Source organism: Chryseobacterium salivictor, from assembly GCF_004359195.1.
GTDB lineage: Bacteria > Bacteroidota > Bacteroidia > Flavobacteriales > Weeksellaceae > Kaistella > Kaistella salivictor.
Map to the genome: position 1 here is coordinate 2,673,660 of NZ_CP037954.1, position 17,973 is coordinate 2,691,632.

Here is a 17,973-nt window from a genome sequence, read left to right on the forward strand (position 1 = left end):
TGCTAACTTTGTGATTGATCCAAAAAAACTAAAATACCAATATGATTGATAAAGTAAATGTGCGAGTGTACGCAACTATTGTGAAGGATGGAAAAGTCCTTGCGCTGCACGAAGAATACGTTGGCGAGCAACTGATGAAATTCCCCGGCGGCGGACTGGAATTTGGCGAAAGTGTTTTGGAATGTCTGGAAAGAGAACTCGAAGAGGAACTGAATATCACAGTAAAAAATATCGAACATTTATATACCCAGGAAGATTTTCTGGTGTCTAAATTCCGAAGCAATGAACAGCTGCTGAGCATTTATTATCTTGCAGAAATGGTTGATGAAAATGAATTGCTTATTATGGATCCGTGTATCGAAAAAACAGAATGGGTTTCCCTCAATGCTGAAGAAAACCCATTTCTTTTACCAATAGATAAAATTGTTTTTGATGTTTTGAAGAAGAAACTTCTATAAAATTTCGTTCAAAATTTTCGCTAAGCGCAAACCACCATATAATAATTGACGCTCCACCAGAGGTTCAAATTTATAATTATAATCGTAGGCATAATTAGCATCCGGTTTGGAATTGGCGTAAATCCTGTTTGCTTCCCGATGACTGTCAAAGAACCAATCTTCTAAAGTTCCCAATTGAATAGACTTGACTTCTTCTTTGGTTTTGACATCCAATACTCTTGCAAATTCTGTATAACTGTATTTTTGAAAATCAACCATTTTAGAATCCCACAGAGAATGTAAATTTGTTGGAGCTCCAAAGTAATTGACTTTGATTTTATTTCCTCCCAAATCTTCTAAGCGGCCAACATGAAGTGGCTGAGCAGCATCACCAACTAAATGAACAAGAAACCTTAATGCAATTTCCCGGTCTTTAGCGGATGTTTTTCTGTCTTTGATCTGCTCCGAAAGAATTTTGATTTGCGTATAAATATTCGGTCCTTTCTGTTCTTTTAAAGCTTCTGTAAATTGTTGTATGTTCGATTGAGGTGCGACATTTACATAATGCCATTGCTCTGCAGGCTTCCAAACTCCGGTAGTGTCAGATTTAATATCGTCTGGCCAATTTGCCCAATAGGCTAATTTTTCTGTACCGATGATTTTCTTTAAACTTCTTTTTGCTTTCCCCGAAAGATGATTTTCTGCGATTTCTGCAATTACTCTGTGACCGGTTGTTCCCCATGAATAACCGAAATTAAAACTCAATAAAGCCAGTAGTAATACTGAGTTTTGTAAAATTCTGTTCATATTATTTTTTAATTTTAAAGGTAAGATACCCAGGATAAGGTTGCAAATATCCGCTATTCCAATTACTTTGCAGCAATGATTCTAAAAATTCATCAGTTCTATCTGCATGTGGGTCGTAAGGATCTTTCAAACTGACATCAGCGATATTCCCTTTTACGTTCCACCAAAAGGCGCTCCAACCGCCGCGAAGTTCTTTCACTATTTCAAAAACGGTCTTGCCTGTGGCGCGATTCATCAACTTGGCAAATATGCGTCCTTCAGTCGTTGTTAAATCCCGCAGTTGCAGTTCATATTGATCAGCCAATTTTCTTTGTCTGTCATTCACATATTTTCGTTGGGAATTTTTGTCAAGACCCTGCATTTCCGCCTGAATATCTTCATACTGTTCTAAGGCAGTTAAAAAAAGGGGATAAACCCGGCTCAGTTTTTTATTAAGAAAATAGTAATAATTTTGGTCAAGTTGATTGTTAAACCGGGGCTTACCTGTTAAGATAAGTTCATCCATAACAACGACGTTTTCCCCGTTTATTTCGTAAATTCTCGCCTTCTGCTTTGCGTCGTAGTAGTATTTAATTCCAAATTCATCTGTTTTAAGAAGTTCAGGCGGGTATTGACTTATCGGTTTTAGCGTTGTTAATTCCTGTTGTGCATTTGCATGAAGTCCGAAAAACAGAAGAAATAATAAGATCAATTTATTAAAATTCATTATTTTTACCTTCTATAAAATCAAAATTTAACTTAACAAAATTCATTCCTTTCTCATGAAATTTGAAAATAAATCATTAGAATTTTTAAAAAAATATCTAAATACCGCATCTCCAACTGGTTATGAACATAACGGGCAGAAAATTTGGATGGACTATTTAAAACCATATGTGGACAAAATAGAAGTCGATCATTATGGCACATGCTACGGAATTATCAATCCTGAAGCAGAATTCAAAGTAGTTATCGAAGCGCACGCCGACGAAATTTCGTGGTATGTGAATTATATTACCGATGACGGTCTGATTTATGTGATTAGAAACGGTGGTTCTGACCAAATGATCGCTCCTTCAAAAGTCGTTCATCTTCATGGCGAAAAAGGCGTGGTTAAAGGAGTTTTCGGTTGGCCGGCCATTCATACAAGAGGCATTAATTCGGATGAACCGGTTCCTAAGCTGGATAATATTTTCATCGACTGCGGCGCTTCTACCAAAAAAGAAATAGAGGAACTGGGGATTTTTGTAGGAACCATGATTACTTATCCTGATGAATTTTTTGAACTAAATAATAAATATTTCGTTTCACGCGCTCTGGATAACCGTGTTGGAGGATTTATGATTGCTGAAGTCGCAAGATTATTAAAAAAGAACAAAAAGCAACTTCCCTTCGGATTATACATTACCAATTCTGTTCAGGAAGAAGTCGGTTTATATGGTGCGAATATGATTGCAGATACCATTAAACCAAACATCGCAATCGTAACAGACGTCACACACGATACTTCTACGCCGATGATTGAAAAGAAAAAAGAAGGAGATTTGAAATGCGGAGACGGTCCTGTCATTTACTTTGCACCGAGCGTTCATCACAATATCCGACAGCTCATTGTAGAAACGGCGAAAACAAATAAAATTCCTTTTCAAAGAGCGGCGGCAAGCCGAGCAACCGGAACTGATACCGATGCATTTGCCCATTCCAACGGCGGAGTTCCATCTGCATTAATTTCACTTCCACTGCGTTATATGCATACCACAGTTGAAATGGTTTCACAGAAAGACGTGGCCAGTGTGATTCAGTTAATCTATGAAACCTTATTAAAGATTGAGCCAACAATGAATTTAAAATATCATTAATTTCAAAGGTCAAAAGAAAAAGTAAAAATAAATTGTAAAAAAGTAAAAATGAAAACAAAATTAATCTCACCATCACTCCTTTCTGCGGATTTCGGAAATTTGCAGCGGGACATTGAAATGCTAAATCAGTCGCAAGCAGATTGGTTTCACGTAGATGTAATGGACGGAAGATTCGTTCCCAATATTTCGTTTGGCTTCCCGATCATGAAAACGGTACAGCAATATGCAGAGAAATTTGTTGATGTGCATTTGATGATTGTAGAACCGGAAAAATATGTTGAAGAATTTATTAAATACGGTGCAGATTTGATATCTGTGCATTACGAAGCCTGTGTGCATCTGAACAGAACGGTTAATCTCATTCAGGAAAAAGGAGCAAAAGCCGGAGTGGTTTTAAATCCGGCGACACCGGTTTTAATGCTGGAAGACATAATTGCCGACGTAGATTTGGTATTATTAATGAGTGTAAATCCGGGATTTGGCGGACAAAAGTTCATTGAAAATACGTATAAAAAAATTGCAGAAACCAAAGATTTAATTTTATCAAACAATTCTACGGCATTAATTCAAATTGATGGCGGCGTCAATTTAGACAATGCTGCTAAACTATTTGAAGCTGGCGCAGATGTACTGGTCGCCGGGAATGCCGTATTCTCATCAGACAATCCTTCGGCAACGATTGAACTTTTGAAGTTGTAAAACTTTTAAAATATTCTCATCAATAAAAATCCCATTTAGCTAAAAAACTAAATGGGATTTACTTTTAAAATCTTTCATCAAAAAATTGATTCAGATATTTATGGTTTTTTTAGAAAATTTCTCTTCCTGAGAAGTGGAAAGCTGCTTCAATTAAAGCATTTTCATCTGAATCTGAACCATGTACCGCATTCTCTCCTACGCTTCTTGCAAACATTTTTCTGATGGTTCCTTCTGCAGCATCTGCAGGATTTGTCGCACCGATTAAAGTTCTGAAATCTTCAACAGCATTGTCTTTTTCCAAAACTGCTGCAACGATAGGTCCTGAACTCATAAAGTCAACCAATTCTCCGTAAAAAGGTCTTTCTGCGTGAACTTCATAGAATTTTTTGGCATCAGCAACGGTAAGTTGAGTCAATTTTAAAGCTTTCACTTTGTAACCAGCTTCAGAAATTTTTCCTAAAATAGCACCGATATGTCCGTCTGCAACAGCATCCGGTTTGATCATGGTGAATGTAATTTTACCTGACATAAATCTTGTTTTATTGTGGTGCGAAAATACAAAAAACTTTTATATATTTGTAATGAAAATTCTTACAGAGAATTGCTGAATTTATTTGGCACGGAAATTGTAAATTTATTTTCGATTCTCATGTTTAATTTGAGTTTTCATGGTTATTAGTTTTTACCCAGCTTCGGCTGGGTTTTTTATTGGGCAGAATTCTCTTCGGCCTCTTCCATTATTTTCAAATAAGTGATGTACCGCGTTTCCTCTATTTCGCCCGATTCTACAGCTTCCAGAACAGCGCATTTTGGCTCATTGATATGCATACAGTTATGAAATTTACATTTCCTGCCTGTTTTGAAAATCTCGGGAAAGTAGTGTTGAATTTCTTCTTTTTCCACATCGATCATTGCGAATTCGCGAACTCCCGGTGTATCGATCACGCTTCCACCAAATTTCCAAAAATGCATTTGTGCAAAAGTAGTCGTATGTTTTCCTTTCAAATGAGTTTCGGAAATGGCCGAGGTTTTAATATTGACTCCAGGCTGCATCGCATTCACCAAAGTAGATTTCCCGCTTCCTGAATGGCCAAAAAATACAGAAACCTTGTCCTTAATAATACTTTTCAAAACCTCTAAATTCAAATTTGAATAAGAAGAAATTTCTAAAGTTTCATAACCGATATTTTGATAAAGGCCTTCTATTTCTTTCGTCAATTCCTTTTCTTCTTCTGAAAGCACATCCATTTTATTAAATAAAATCAACGGCTTGATGTTGTATGCTTCACAACACGACAAAAAGCGATCGAGAAAACCATAAGAAGTTTCCGGATGTTTAAGGGTGAAAATAAAGCAGGCGATATCAATATTCGAGGCGATGATATGAGCTTCTTTTGAAAGATTTACCGCTTTTCTGATCAGATAATTTTTCCTTGGTTCAATCTTAGTAATCCACGCGACATCGTCCTGTTCCAAGGAAAACTCCACCAAATCTCCTACCGCAAGCGGATTGGTCAACCGGGTTTTTATCAGTTTAAATTTTCCCCGAATTCTCGCCTCGAAAAATTTTCCGGTTTCATATTCTAAAACCTGATACCAACTTCCGGTGGATTTTGTAATGAGTCCTTTCACGAATGATTATTGAGGAAAATTAATTTTAAAAATAAGAATTAAATATTGTTTTGCACTTCAATCGATTCTTCGTGAATGGCTTTGAAAACTTTTTCAATAAATTCTGCCGACATGCCGGATTCATCAGCTTTCTGAATGGCATATTCCGTAATCACCTTCCATCTTTCCGGTTGGAAAATGGCGATGTTATTATCTTTTTTCAAATTTCCGATTTTCTCAGAAATTTTCATCCTTTGAGATAATAATTCGATCAACTGAAAATCTAAATCAGAAATTAAAGTTCTGTGACGTCCCATTTCTCCATCAAAAGCCGAAATATCAGAATTTCTGACTTTTAAATTTTGCAGTAATTCTGACAGAGTTTCCGGTGTGATTTGCTGTGCAGCATCACTCCAGGCTTCATCGGGATTGCAGTGAGTTTCTATCATTATACCTTCATAGCCGACATTCAATGCTTCCTGGGCGATGCCTGCCAATCCGGTTCTGTTACCGCAAATATGCGACGGATCTACCAACATGGGAATATTAGGAAACTGATTTTTAAAATCCAGAGCAATCTGCCAATTGGGAATATTTCTATATTTTGTTTTTTGGTAAGTGGAAAAACCGCGGTGAAGAACACCCAGGTTTTTAACATCCTGACCTAAAAGTCTTTCTAAAGCTCCGATCCACAAAGCCAAATCCGGATTCACGGGATTTTTCACCAGGATCGTTTTATCCGTTCCTTTTAAAGCCTCAGCAATTTCCTGCACGGTAAATGGATTCACAGTTGAGCGGGCGCCAATCCATAAAATATCGACATCTGCTTCTAAAGCGGCAGCGACGTGATGTGCATTTGCTACTTCTGTCGCCGTTTGAAATCCGTATTCTTCTTTAACTTTTTTCAACCAGTTCAGACCGATTACTCCTACTCCTTCAAAACCGTTAGGTTTTGTTCTTGGCTTCCAAATTCCGGCACGGAAAATTGGCACATCAGCATTTGATTCTTTGATTCTTTTAGCGGTTTCCAGCATTTGTGCTTCACTTTCTGCACTGCAAGGTCCGGCAATAATCAATGGTTTGGAAAATTCTTTGATCCAATTATTTTCTAAGGTCTGTAAATTCATATTAAAGATTGAAGAGTATACTATTAATTAAAATCCAATTTAAAAAAATCATCTAATTCTTTTAAGACTGGGTTTATCTCGGCAAATTTATCAAAAATCTTTCGTTTAGTAATAATTTCTTTTTTCATTGATAAATCAGCGCGATATTCGATCGAGATATTGTGATTATTTACTTTATGCATAAAATGATTGAAGAAATCTGCACGTACTTTCTCAAATTCTGCCCTCGCTGATTCTGAAGGATACGTAACTTCTACAATATTTTCGTTTTTTTTCTGAAGTTTAAAAGAACCGATTGCATTAAAAATAATAATATCTTTTTGCTGAAGTTCCTGTAAGAATTTTTGCCATTCGCCTTTTAAATCAGTTTCACTAAAGTGTTGACTGGGCAAATTTTCTTTTTTCGAGTCGGTTATTTTTTCCGGTTCTTCCTCTGATTTTTCTAAAGCCGCACTGATGCTGAATGCAGACGGTCTTTTGGGTAAACCAATGGGTTCTGTTGTTTTCAAAACCACTTTTTTGATTTCCTCGGGGATTTCTTTAGCGACTTCTTTTGGTGTTTCTTTAGTAACTGCAGGATTTACCAATACCTTAGAACTAAGAAACGGTGCTAAAATCAGATATTTTTTTTTTTAGAGTCTGCCGCGTTTACAGATAAGGAAGAAAGTTGCATCAACGCAATCTCGACTGTTAACCGGGGATTTTTAGAATTTTTATAATTAATGTCTGCATGATTACAAATTTCAATCGCATCCACCAATTGTTGAGCGTTCCATTTTTTACTCTGTTCTAAAAACTTGATTTTTGTTTTTTCTCCTACCTCAATCAAACTTAAGGTCTGAGGATTCTGAGCCATCATTAAATCCCGGAAATGACTGCCTAAACCTGCAATAAAAATATGCGGATCAAATCCTTTTTTAATAATTTCATTTAAAGCAAATAAAGTGTCAGAGATTTTATTTTCATGCGCCAGATCAACAATAGAAAGATATTGTTCGTAATCAAGAACATTTAAAACCTCGGCTGCTTTGGCCAAAGTAATATTTTTCTGAGAAAAAGTAGAAAGCCTGTCGAAGATCGAAAGTGCGTCACGAAGCGCTCCATCTGCTTTTTGAGCAATTAAATAAAGTGCATCGTCTTCATATTGAATACCTTCCTTATCGGCGATTTTCTGTAAATGAAGCTGAATATCTTCAATGGTGATTCTCTTGAAATCATAAATCTGACAACGCGATAAAATGGTAGGTATGATCTTATGTTTCTCGGTCGTCGCCAAAATAAAAATAGCGTGCGCCGGTGGTTCTTCCAACGTTTTCAGAAAGGCATTAAAAGCCGCCTGAGACAACATGTGAACCTCATCAATAATATAAATTTTATACTTTCCAACTTGTGGTGCAAACCGCACCTGATCGGTCAGTTCGCGAATATCATTAACAGAGTTATTAGAAGCCGCATCGAGTTCGAAAATATTATAGGCAAAACCGTCTTCTGAGGTAGAACCGTCTCTCTCATTGATTTTCCGCGCAAGAATCCTTGCACAGGTTGTTTTACCAACACCTCTCGGTCCACAAAAAAGTAAAGCTTGCGCCAACTGATTTTCCCCGATGGCATGCTCTAGAGTTTCTGTAATATGACCTTGCCCCACAACAGTATCAAACTCTTGCGGACGGTATTTTCTTGCAGAAACCACGAAATTTTCCATTGGCCAAAAATAAGCAAATAAATGAGAAAATGAAATAGAAGCCGAAAATTAATAAGGCAGAAATTGTAATCTCAATTAAACAGGTTTTGGAACCGGGCTTTTTTAAAAACAAAAAACTCTCAAACTTTTATATTTAAGAGTTTTTAAAATTGATGTATAGAATTAATTTACATTTCCTTTTTCGAGAATTTCACGGTTCTGGTATTCCTGAACAAGATCGATAGCATTCGTTACTACATCGCTTAAAGCGGTAATAAATGTTCCTTCCTCTGCCATGCTCATTGCGTGTTTAAGGGCTTCAATCTCTTTGGGAATGCTTTCGTAAGTCACATTTCTGCCCGCTTCCTGAATTCCGGAAATAAGCAGCTCGTTGATTTCCTCTTCGGTTCTTCCACGCAGATGTTTTTCGTTTCTGATGATGATATAATCAAACATCCGTCCTGCAATTTTACCACATTCTTTAATGTCTTTGTCCCGTCGGTCTCCCACTCCGGAAATAATTCCAATTTTTTTGGTGGCTTCTACGTTTTTTAAATAATCCTCAATGGCTTCATATCCCGCAGGATTATGTGCAAAGTCTATTAATACCTGGAATTTTTTAAACTTAAAAATATTCAACCGACCAGGCATCAAGACCGGACTTGGTATAAAAGTACGGAGAGAATTGGCAATATCTTCAATTTCAAAACCATACAGATAAGCCGCTAAACTGGCTGCCAAAACATTAGAAATCATAAACTTGGCTTTGGCTTCCATGGTAATTGGAATGCTGTGTGCCTTCGCAATACGGATTTTCCAATCTCCTTTTTTAATGGTAACAAAACCTTCTTCATATACGCAGGTTACTTTTCCTTCTTTGGCGAATTTCAGAATGTGGGGATTATTTTCATCCAGACTGAAAATGGCTACCTTAGAATCTAAGTCAGGAAGCAATCTCATTGAATATTCGTCGTCGGCATTTAAAACACTCCAGCCATCTTTTTTCACAGAATCCAGTACGACCCGTTTCACTTTTGTCAGATCCTTCAAATTGTGAATATCGTTCATTCCGAGATGGTCTTCTTTGATATTGGTTAAAACCCCGATATCGCATGAACTGTAACCTAAACCAGACCGAAGGATTCCGCCTCTCGCTGTTTCTAAAACGGCAAATTCTACGGTAGGATCCTTTAATATGAATTCCGCGGAAACCGGTCCCGTAGTATCTCCTTTGGTGAGCATCGTGTTCTGAATATAAATTCCGTCCGAAGTGGTAAATCCTACTCTATAGCCGTTATTTTTTACGATGTGGGAAATCAGTCTTGTGGTGGTTGTTTTACCGTTAGTTCCGGTTACCGCAATAATCGGAATTTTTGCCGGTTTTCCGTGAGGATAAAGCATATCGACCACTGGAGCCGCTACGTTTCTTGGCAAACCTTCACTTGGAGCAAGGTGCATTCTAAATCCCGGTGCCGCATTCACTTCTAAAATAGCTCCTCCACTTTCCCTTAAAGGTTGGGTGAGATTTTCTGCCATGATATCAATTCCGGCGACATCCAGACCGATAATTCTTGAAACTCTTTCCGCCATGACTATATTTTCGGGATGAACCATATCAGTGACATCGATCGAGGTGCCACCGGTAGAAAGATTTGCGGTTGATTTCAGATAAACGATTTCGCCGTTTTTCGGAATGCTTTCCAGAGTGAAATTTAATTTCTCTAAAAGTTCATTGGTATCTTTATCGACGAGAATTTCTGTTAACACATTTTCATGTCCGTAGCCTCTTCTCGGATCTAAATTTTCTTTATCAATGAGTTGCTGAATATTCAGCGCGCCATCTCCGATGATATGTGCAGGAACCCGGCGGGCAGCTGCAATCATTTTATGATTTATAACCAATATGCGGAAATCATATCCGGTGATATATCTTTCTACAATCACTTTCTTGGAATAATTCTGTGCATGAGCCAAGCCGACTTTTGCAGTTTCAAAATCATTAATATTGATGGAAGAACCTTTACCATGATTGCCGTCTAAAGGTTTTATTACAAGCGGATACCCAATTTTCTGAATCGTTTTCTCTAATCCTTCTTCATCGGACACCAAGTCACCAACCGGAACGGGAATCGCCGCTTCATCGAGCATCTTTTTTGTGAGTTCTTTATTACAGGCAATATCTACCGCAATCGAACTTGTATTTCCTGTAATGGTCGCCTGAAATCTTGTCTGATTAACTCCATATCCCAACTGGACCAGAGAATTTCTGCCCAATCTTATCCAGGGAATATTTCTGGCAACCGCTTCCTCTACAATACTTCCTGTTGATGGTCCTAACCTTTCGCGCTCGCGGATTTCTTTTAAATTTCTAATGCATTCTTCTAGATTATAATCACGGGCCTCAATTAAGCATCTTGCAATTTCAACAGACTGTTCAGCCGCATAAATACCGGAATTCTCTTCCAGATAACTGAATACAACATTATAAACGCCGGGAGTTTTGGTTTCTCTGGTACGTCCGAAACCTGTATCCATTCCTGCTAAAGTCTGAATCTCCAAAGCGATATGTTCGATAACGTGGCCCATCCAGGTTCCCATTTCAACCCGTAAGAAAAAACCGCCTTCTGTCCCTTCCGAACACCGGTGGGTAATAAGTGTGGGCATCAATAGCTGTAATCTGTCACGGAAACCATCAATTTTATTGGTGGGCAAATGCTCCATTTCTTCGAGATCCAAACGCATCTGAATGAGTTTCTTTCTTCTGATACTCCAAATATTGGGTCCGCGTAAAACTTGTATTCTATCAATTTTCATAGGTGATTGGTCTCTTTTTATATTCTTTGAATTTTTATTTGAATTTCAAAGATAATCGAAAACCTTAATAATTCTAAAAAAAATATTTAAAATTGGAAGCATTTTTTCACGCACATCCCAATTAAGCCATCAGCCTTTAATTAAAATGATAAGGTAATTATTGAAGTAGCAAGGAATAATTTTTTAAATTTGCAATCTATGAAAGCAGTTGGAAAATTAATGATTATTGGCGGCGCCGTTAACAAAGGCAGTTTCTCCGAAACCGATTATGATCAGAATGTAGAAAAAAACCTGAATTTTTTCGAGCGTGGAATTTTAAGAAAAATTATCGATGAATCCCGCTTAAAAGAAAATTCGGTGATCGAAATTATTACGACTGCATCCCAAATCCCACAAATTGTAGGTCCGGAATATAAAAAAGCATTTGAATTTCTGGGCGCAAAAAATGTAAATATCCTGGATATTACCAACCGCGAACAAGCCAACAGTGATGGAATTACTGCCCGTGCCAGCGCCGCTGATGTAGTCATGTTTACAGGTGGTGACCAACTTCGGTTGACTTCAATTCTGGGCGGAACGAGATTTCATGACGTTCTTCTACAAAAATATCAGGAAGAAAATTTCATTTATGCAGGAACTTCAGCGGGAGCAGCGGCGGCTTCGGAAAATATGATTTATCAGGGATCCAGCAGTGAGGCTTTACTTAAAGGGGAAATTAAAATCGCACAGGGTTTAGGATTCATCGATAACGTAATTGTAGATACGCATTTTGTGCAACGCGGGAGAATCGGAAGATTATTTCAGGCAGTGGTCAACAATCCCCGAACTTTAGGAATAGGTTTAGGTGAAGATACCGGACTGTATATTGAAAACGATACCATGACAGCCATTGGATCCGGGCTTGTTATTTTGGTAGACGGCCGTTTTATTAAAGACACCAACTTAACCAATGTAAAGCTTGGTCAACCTATTTCGATTGATAATCTCATCGTTCATGTTTTATCTCAAAATGATTTTTACGATTTAAAATTGAAAGATCTTACCATTGTAAATTCTCAGTATAATCCGATTCCGCAGGATTAATAAAATAAATTTTATTATTAAAAATGAAAATAATCATCCACGGGGGATTTTTCTCTGAAAGCGACCAAAGCCATGATGTGAAAGTTGCCAAGCAAAATTCCTTAAAACAGATTGCCCAAGATTCTTTTGAATTTCTAAAAACACATTCCGCAGAAGAAACGGTGGTACATGCCGTAAAATTGTTGGAGGATGATTTACTCTATAATGCCGGAATGGGTTCCCAAATTCAAAGCGATGGAAAAATCAGAATGAGTGCTTCTCTGATGAACGGAGAAACCCAAAAGTTTTCTGGCGTCATCAATATTGAAAATGTAAAAAATCCAATCGAAGTAGCACAGGTTTTAATGAAAGAAGACGATCGGGTTCTCGGCGGAAACGGCGCAAAACAATATGCTGCAGAAAACGGTTTCGCGGATTTTTCGACCGAAATTCCGCAGAGGAGAAAAGAATACGAGGAGAAATTAAAAAACGGCGGAAAAGGAACGGTAGGTTGTGTCGCCTTAGACCAAAAAGGAAGATTAGCAGCAGCAACTTCCACTGGCGGAAAAGGTTTTGAACTGGTTGGAAGGATTTCTGATTCTGCAACCGTTGCGGGAAATTTCGCTAATGGATATTGCGCCGTAAGTTGCACAGGAGTTGGTGAAGATATTGTAAGCAACGCCACCGCAGCAAAAATTGTGACACGGGTTACAGACGGTTTTCCATTAAAAAATGCCGTAGAAAAAACCTTTGTAGAACTGAAAGAAATCAACGGTTTTGCGGGAGCAGTCGCCATTGACAAAAATGGAAATATCGCCCATCAGGATTCTTATCCAACGATGGTTTTTGCAAGTTTTGACGGAGAGCATTTTGAAATTTTCGATTAGATGAATTAATCCGATTTTTGTATTGAATATGGAGAAAACTGCCCTAATTGGAGCAGTTTTCTCAATCATTTGATTATAGGTAGGAATGCAGCTCGAAATATAGGTAAAATAACAAGATTGAGGTTTTATTCATTTCATATTGGGATAAAAAAAATGCGTTGGTCAACGCATTTAAAATTTTAATAAGTGAATAAAACCGATCCCCAGGTAAATCCACTGCCGAAAGCGGAGAGCAGAACCAGATCACCTCTTTTAATTTTTCCTTTTTCAACAGCTTCACTTAAAGCTAACGGGATTGAAGCGGCGGTGGTATTTCCAAAACGCTGGATGTTGTTGTACACTTTTTCATCCGGCAATCCGAAACGCTGCTGTACAAACTGAGCAATCCGTAAATTGGCCTGATGCGGAATAAACATGTCTAAGTCTTCCGGTTTTTTTCCGGCTTTATTTAAAGCTTCCATCATGGTTTCTGGAAATCTGGTAACTGCATGTTTGAAAACGAAATTGCCATTCATGACAGGGTAGATTTCTGCATCGGTCACATTTTCCGGTTCCAGCCTCATCCGATCGCTCCAGCCAAATTTAGAACCGGGGAATTTGGTACATAATTCATCGGCATATTTTCCTTCGGAATGCATATTGGTGGCCAAAATATCACCGGCACTTTCGTCTTCAGTAGCTGATAAAATGATGGCTCCTGCCCCATCTCCGAAGATGACAGAGACTCCACGTCCATCATCGGAAAAATCCAACCCAAAAGAGTGAATTTCGGCACCCACAACTAAAATATTTTTATACTGCCCTGATTTAATAAAAGCGTTGGCAACACTCATCGCATAAACAAATCCTGAACACTGGTTTCTGACATCTAAAGCACCGATGGTTTCACAGCCGAGCATTTCCTGCAAAAGCACACCGCAACCCGGGAAAAAATAATCCGGCGAAAGGGTTGCAAAAATAATATAATCGATATCTTTTCCGGTCATTCCTGCCATTTTCAATGCGGCTTCTGAGGCTTTGAATCCCAGATAAGCGGTGGTTTCTTCGGAATCATTTCTGTTTTTCCGGTGATGACGTTCTTTGATACCGGTTCTTTCTGTAATCCACTCATCATTAGTGGTCATCAGTTTAGATAAATCATCGTTGGTTACTATATTTTCCGGAACATAATGTCCCAAACCTTTAATACAACTTTTAAGCATAAATTTGAAATTTAAACAAAGGTAAAATATATTTTGACACCCCGGAAGTTTTCTGGCAGATCCCATAGTTTACAATTTTTGGCAAAAATTCATGATAAAAAGAATAGATTCTAAATCTTCCTACAGGGACGTTATAATCAAAATCCCGAAGTGACCCTTTGAAAATCAGGGTTAAGTCGACCTTTTCTATTTTCTCCAATGGTTCAATTATAATTTATGGTGGAAATTCGGAAAAAGTAGGATTTACAATTCCCTGAAAATCCCCATCAAGTTTTTTAATTTTAATTTTTTGCCGAAATTATTTTTTACTGATCCATTTTAAACTTTCTCATTCAAACTTTGCATCCTGTGGAGAAATTATAAGAGAGACCGTAGAAAGAAAAGATTAAACTTTATAAAAAAAGGCTGAATTAAATAAGCGCCTCAATATTGAGACGCTTATCATGGTAAAAACTAAAAAACTACTATGGTAATAAGACTTTATCTATTGCATGAATAATTCCGTTACTGCACTGAACATCGGTCAAAATAATATTCGAAACCCGGTTATTGGTATCTGTAATTTTTACACCTCCTGTTGTCGTAATTTTAAACGTACCCCCTTGAAAAGTGGTAACCGTCATATTATTGGTTAAATCTGTAGAAGCTACATTGGCTCCCGCAACCACATGGTATTTTAAAACATTTTCTAAAGTTCCCTTTGGTATTGCCGCCAAATTTGAAAAACTTAATTCTGTTAACAGAGAGGTAAAAGCTGTATTGGTCGGCGCAAATACGGTAAATGGTGAACTTGCTGTTCCGCTTAATATTCCCACAAAATTCGGCATATCAGTTCTGGTCAGCGCTGCAACCAGGGAAGTGAAATTAGGATTAGCCAGCGCATGGGTAACAATGGTCGGCAAACCGATTACGGCATCTACTTTATGAATAACACCGTTGGAAGCCATGATATCCGCTTTCGTGACATTAGAGATTCCATTGATTTTTACTCCTGAAGCATTATTAATAAACATACTGATATTTCTCGCAGAAGAAGCTCCGCCTTTTGCTAAAGTAGAAACATAACCGGTCGTAATCGCGCCAGATGGTACTTTGGCAGCAAGAACGTGGTTCAATAAAATTTCTTTTAAAGCCGCCACCGGCACATCATTTAAACTTGCAAAACCGTTGGCTGACAGAAAGGTAGAAAACGCTGCGTTGGAAGGCGCAAAAACCGTGAACGTTCCTGTCCCATCCAGCGTGGTAGCCAGACCTGCTTTGTCAATGGCAGCCTTCAATGATGATAAATCAGAATCGCGTGATGCGATGGCGTAAACTGTTTGACTCATTACCGGTTCATCCTCGTTTTCCTTACAGGCGATCGACGTTATTCCAATAAGGAAAAGTGCCGAAAGGATTTTAAATATATTTTTCATAATTGTAAATTTTTATTATTCAAATCTAGGAAAATATTTTACTATTAAATTAAAAATAGCAAGATATAATACTAATTGGTTTTATTTACAAAATCTATCGAATACAACCGATCTAAAAATAAACCCCGCAAATGTTGCAGGGTTCATCGTATGGAAATTTTTTGTATTAAAAATGTATGATCTTTTTAAAACACTTTATCTTCAATGATTTCATTAAAAAAAAGAAACGTTCCTTTGAAAATAATCGCTTTTTTTTAATTCATGCGAAACTGATTTTAATTTTAAAGTAGATTCTCATCAACTTGATTTGGCAATGTTACTTTCAGGTTGGGTTCAATTTCCATCGCTCTTTTAATGGCGAAAATGGCACCTTCATTTCTTGCCCAGCTTCTTCGGGAAATTCCGTTGTTCACGTCCCAGAAAAGCATTGATTTTAATCTGCGGTCTGCATCTTCGCTTCCGTCAAGCAACATCCCGAAACCACCGTTGATCACTTCACCCCAACCAACGCCGCCGCCATTGTGAATACTCACCCAAGTTGCACCGCGGAAACTGTCGCCAATCACATTCTGAATCGCCATATCTGCCGTGAATCGGGACCCATCATAGATATTGGAAGTTTCACGGTATGGAGAATCCGTTCCTGAAACATCATGATGATCCCTGCCTAAAACGACCGGTCCAATTTCATTATTTCTAATGGCTTTATTAAAGGCTTCGGCAATTTTCATCCGACCTTCAGCATCGGCATAAAGAATTCTTGCCTGCGATCCAACGACGAGTTTATTTTCCTGAGCTCCCTTGATCCACGTTATATTATCCTGCATCTGCTGTTGAATTTCTGCAGGGGAATTTTTCATGATTTCTTCTAAAACTGTGCAGGCAATTTCATCGGTCTTTTGCAGATCTTCCGGTTTACCACTTGCGCAAACCCAGCGGAACGGGCCAAAACCGTAATCGAAACACATCGGTCCCATAATATCCTGAACATAACTTGGATATTTAAACTCTCTTCCCAAAGTTGGATGATCAGACATTACATCAGCACCCGCTCTGCTTGCTTCCAGTAAAAAAGCATTTCCATAATCGAAGAAATAGGTCCCTTTTTCTGTATGTTTATTGATTGCAGCAGCATGTCTCCGTAAACTTTCCTGCACTTTTTCTTTGAATAAACCAGGATTTTCCGCCATCATTTTATTGGATTCTTCAAAGGAAATTCCGACCGGATAATATCCTCCAGCCCAGGGATTATGCAGAGAAGTCTGGTCAGAGCCGATATCTATTTTTAAATTTTCATGGTCAAATTTCTCCCATACTTCAACGACATTTCCAAGATAGGCCAGAGAAATGGTCTCTTTGTTTTCTTGTGCTTTTTTTACTCTTTCCACCAATTCATTCAGGTTTTCATGAATTTCATCAATCCACTTTTGCTCATGACGGATCTTGGTGATTTTCGGATTGACTTCTGCGCACACCGTAATACAGCCGGCAATATTTCCCGCTTTCGGTTGTGCACCGCTCATTCCGCCCAAACCTGACGTAATAAACAATCCGCCTTTCGGTTCTTTTTTAATTTTTCTAAAAGCATTCAAAACCGTAATTGTCGTTCCGTGCACAATTCCCTGTGGACCGATATACATATAACTTCCGGCGGTCATTTGTCCATATTGCGAAACGCCTAAGGCATTCATTTTCTCCCAATCATCCGGTTTTGAATAATTCGGAATCACCATTCCATTGGTTACGACCACTCTCGGAGCATCTTTGTGTGAAGGAAACAGTCCCATCGGATGACCGGAATACATCGTTAAAGTCTGTTCATCGGTCATTTCTGACAGATATTTCATTGTCAAAAGATATTGCGCCCAGTTTTGGAAAACCGCTCCATTTCCACCATAAGTAATAAGTTCGTGAGGATGTTGGGCAACTGCGTAATCCAAATTGTTCTGAATCATTAATATAATCGATTTTGCCTGCTCCGATTTTCCCGGATATTCTGCAATATTTCTCGCTTTCATTTCATAATCCGGACGGAAACGATACATATAAATTCTACCGTATTTTTCTAATTCCTCTTTAAATTCGGGCAACAATTCTGCATGAAATTTGGGTTCGAAATAACGCAAAGCGTTTTTCAGAGCGAGTTTTTTTTCTTCGTCAGAAAGAATTTCTTTCCGTTTTGGCGCGTGGTTGATTTCGGTTTCGTAGGGTTTTGGTTGTGGAAGTTCGTTGGGAATTCCCTGTTGAATCTGTTCTTTAAAAGTCATTTTAATATTCAAAGTTGTAAGTTGATTATTCGAAGTTTTAAAGATATTCAAATTAGAAAATACAAAGCAAAGAAATATGAAAAAAGTTCCGGTCTGTAAAAAGAGGAACTTTTATTTCAATTTAAA

At 38.0% G+C, this 17,973-nt stretch carries 16 protein-coding genes; 5 read left to right on the forward strand and 11 right to left on the reverse strand.

All coding sequences use genetic code 11. From position 1 onward, the window contains the following. Positions 1 to 41 precede the first annotated feature (41 nt). Positions 42 to 458, forward strand: coding sequence for an NUDIX domain-containing protein (locus NBC122_RS12130; RefSeq protein ID WP_133440626.1), 417 nt, complete (start codon positions 42 to 44; stop codon positions 456 to 458). On the opposite strand, the gene NBC122_RS12135 is transcribed toward NBC122_RS12130, so the two are convergent. Further along, positions 453 to 1,244 (reverse strand): S1/P1 nuclease, encoded by a 792-nt coding sequence (locus NBC122_RS12135; RefSeq protein ID WP_133440627.1) that lies wholly within the window; start codon positions 1,242 to 1,244, stop codon positions 453 to 455. The two genes, NBC122_RS12130 and NBC122_RS12135, sit on opposite strands and share 6 nt — an antisense overlap. Position 1,245: 1 nt before the next feature. Further along, positions 1,246 to 1,950 (reverse strand): DUF4294 domain-containing protein, encoded by a 705-nt coding sequence (locus NBC122_RS12140; protein WP_133440628.1) that lies wholly within the window; start codon positions 1,948 to 1,950, stop codon positions 1,246 to 1,248. Positions 1,951 to 2,005: 55 nt separating this feature from the next. On the opposite strand from NBC122_RS12140, the gene NBC122_RS12145 reads away from it, so the two are divergent. Together NBC122_RS12145 and rpe are read left to right on the forward strand one after the other, a co-directional pair. Beyond that, positions 2,006 to 3,082 carry a M42 family metallopeptidase gene (locus NBC122_RS12145; RefSeq protein WP_133440629.1) on the forward strand — a complete coding sequence of 359 codons (1,077 nt, stop codon included), beginning with the start codon at positions 2,006 to 2,008 and terminating at the stop codon, positions 3,080 to 3,082. A gap of 48 nt (positions 3,083 to 3,130) precedes the next feature. Further along, a complete protein-coding gene (gene rpe / locus NBC122_RS12150) occupies positions 3,131 to 3,781 on the forward strand; it encodes a ribulose-phosphate 3-epimerase (protein ID WP_133440630.1) in 651 nt (216 codons plus the stop codon). Between the two features lie 109 nt (positions 3,782 to 3,890). Here the strand turns inward: rpe and NBC122_RS12155 are convergent, their stop codons facing one another. The 6 genes from NBC122_RS12155 to cphA all read right to left on the reverse strand — a co-directional run bounded on the left by NBC122_RS12155 (position 3,891) and on the right by cphA (position 11,014). Further along, positions 3,891 to 4,310 (reverse strand): nucleoside-diphosphate kinase, encoded by a 420-nt coding sequence (locus tag NBC122_RS12155; RefSeq protein WP_133440631.1) that lies wholly within the window; start codon positions 4,308 to 4,310, stop codon positions 3,891 to 3,893. Positions 4,311 to 4,486: 176 nt separating this feature from the next. Then, positions 4,487 to 5,413 carry a ribosome small subunit-dependent GTPase A gene (rsgA, locus tag NBC122_RS12160; RefSeq protein ID WP_133440632.1) on the reverse strand — a complete coding sequence of 309 codons (927 nt, stop codon included), beginning with the start codon at positions 5,411 to 5,413 and terminating at the stop codon, positions 4,487 to 4,489. Between the two features lie 38 nt (positions 5,414 to 5,451). Then, positions 5,452 to 6,519, reverse strand: a complete 1,068-nt coding sequence (locus NBC122_RS12165) for a chorismate mutase (protein WP_133440633.1) — start codon at positions 6,517 to 6,519, stop codon at positions 5,452 to 5,454. 23 nt (positions 6,520 to 6,542) lie between these two features. Continuing rightward, positions 6,543 to 7,106 (reverse strand): hypothetical protein, encoded by a 564-nt coding sequence (locus tag NBC122_RS12170; protein WP_246012366.1) that lies wholly within the window; start codon positions 7,104 to 7,106, stop codon positions 6,543 to 6,545. Positions 7,107 to 7,135: 29 nt separating this feature from the next. Next, entirely contained in the window at positions 7,136 to 8,221 is a 1,086-nt protein-coding gene (gene dnaX, locus NBC122_RS12175) for a DNA polymerase III subunit gamma/tau (protein ID WP_133440634.1), read from the reverse strand. 162 nt (positions 8,222 to 8,383) lie between these two features. Further along, the gene (gene cphA / locus NBC122_RS12180) at positions 8,384 to 11,014 is read right to left on the reverse strand and encodes a cyanophycin synthetase (protein WP_133440635.1); all 2,631 of its coding nucleotides are present in this window, start codon (positions 11,012 to 11,014) and stop codon (positions 8,384 to 8,386) included. 198 nt (positions 11,015 to 11,212) lie between these two features. Between cphA and NBC122_RS12185 the strand changes: the two genes are divergently transcribed. Together NBC122_RS12185 and NBC122_RS12190 are read left to right on the forward strand one after the other, a co-directional pair. Next, complete coding sequence (locus NBC122_RS12185; protein WP_133440636.1) at positions 11,213 to 12,097, forward strand: cyanophycinase; 885 nt, start codon at positions 11,213 to 11,215, stop codon at positions 12,095 to 12,097. A gap of 23 nt (positions 12,098 to 12,120) precedes the next feature. Then, the gene (locus NBC122_RS12190; RefSeq protein ID WP_133440637.1) at positions 12,121 to 12,963 is read left to right on the forward strand and encodes an isoaspartyl peptidase/L-asparaginase; all 843 of its coding nucleotides are present in this window, start codon (positions 12,121 to 12,123) and stop codon (positions 12,961 to 12,963) included. Between the two features lie 179 nt (positions 12,964 to 13,142). On the opposite strand, the gene NBC122_RS12195 is transcribed toward NBC122_RS12190, so the two are convergent. From NBC122_RS12195 to NBC122_RS12205, 3 genes are all read right to left on the reverse strand, one after another. After that, on the reverse strand, positions 13,143 to 14,165 hold the full coding sequence (locus tag NBC122_RS12195; protein ID WP_133440638.1) for a 3-oxoacyl-ACP synthase III family protein: 1,023 nt from the start codon (positions 14,163 to 14,165) through the stop codon (positions 13,143 to 13,145). Positions 14,166 to 14,629: 464 nt separating this feature from the next. Further along, a complete protein-coding gene (locus NBC122_RS12200) occupies positions 14,630 to 15,580 on the reverse strand; it encodes a fasciclin domain-containing protein (RefSeq protein ID WP_133440639.1) in 951 nt (316 codons plus the stop codon). Between the two features lie 281 nt (positions 15,581 to 15,861). Next, positions 15,862 to 17,847: a urocanate hydratase gene (locus NBC122_RS12205; RefSeq protein ID WP_133440640.1), complete on the reverse strand. Its 1,986-nt coding sequence runs from the start codon at positions 17,845 to 17,847 to the stop codon at positions 15,862 to 15,864. Positions 17,848 to 17,973 lie beyond the last annotated feature (126 nt).

Bases quoted from the DNA above. Each gene is read 5' to 3' on its own strand.
- NBC122_RS12130 (WP_133440626.1), top strand. From the start codon at position 42: ATGATTGATAAAGTAAATGTGCGAGTGTACGCAACTATTGTGAAGGAT.
- NBC122_RS12135 (WP_133440627.1), bottom strand. From the start codon at position 1,244: ATGAACAGAATTTTACAAAACTCAGTATTACTACTGGCTTTATTGAGT.
- NBC122_RS12140 (WP_133440628.1), bottom strand. From the start codon at position 1,950: ATGAATTTTAATAAATTGATCTTATTATTTCTTCTGTTTTTCGGACTT.
- NBC122_RS12145 (WP_133440629.1), top strand. From the start codon at position 2,006: ATGAAATTTGAAAATAAATCATTAGAATTTTTAAAAAAATATCTAAAT.
- rpe (WP_133440630.1), top strand. From the start codon at position 3,131: ATGAAAACAAAATTAATCTCACCATCACTCCTTTCTGCGGATTTCGGA.
- NBC122_RS12155 (WP_133440631.1), bottom strand. From the start codon at position 4,310: ATGTCAGGTAAAATTACATTCACCATGATCAAACCGGATGCTGTTGCA.
- NBC122_RS12165 (WP_133440633.1), bottom strand. From the start codon at position 6,519: ATGAATTTACAGACCTTAGAAAATAATTGGATCAAAGAATTTTCCAAA.
- dnaX (WP_133440634.1), bottom strand. From the start codon at position 8,221: ATGGAAAATTTCGTGGTTTCTGCAAGAAAATACCGTCCGCAAGAGTTT.
- cphA (WP_133440635.1), bottom strand. From the start codon at position 11,014: ATGAAAATTGATAGAATACAAGTTTTACGCGGACCCAATATTTGGAGT.
- NBC122_RS12185 (WP_133440636.1), top strand. From the start codon at position 11,213: ATGAAAGCAGTTGGAAAATTAATGATTATTGGCGGCGCCGTTAACAAA.
- NBC122_RS12190 (WP_133440637.1), top strand. From the start codon at position 12,121: ATGAAAATAATCATCCACGGGGGATTTTTCTCTGAAAGCGACCAAAGC.
- NBC122_RS12195 (WP_133440638.1), bottom strand. From the start codon at position 14,165: ATGCTTAAAAGTTGTATTAAAGGTTTGGGACATTATGTTCCGGAAAAT.
- NBC122_RS12200 (WP_133440639.1), bottom strand. From the start codon at position 15,580: ATGAAAAATATATTTAAAATCCTTTCGGCACTTTTCCTTATTGGAATA.
- NBC122_RS12205 (WP_133440640.1), bottom strand. From the start codon at position 17,847: ATGACTTTTAAAGAACAGATTCAACAGGGAATTCCCAACGAACTTCCA.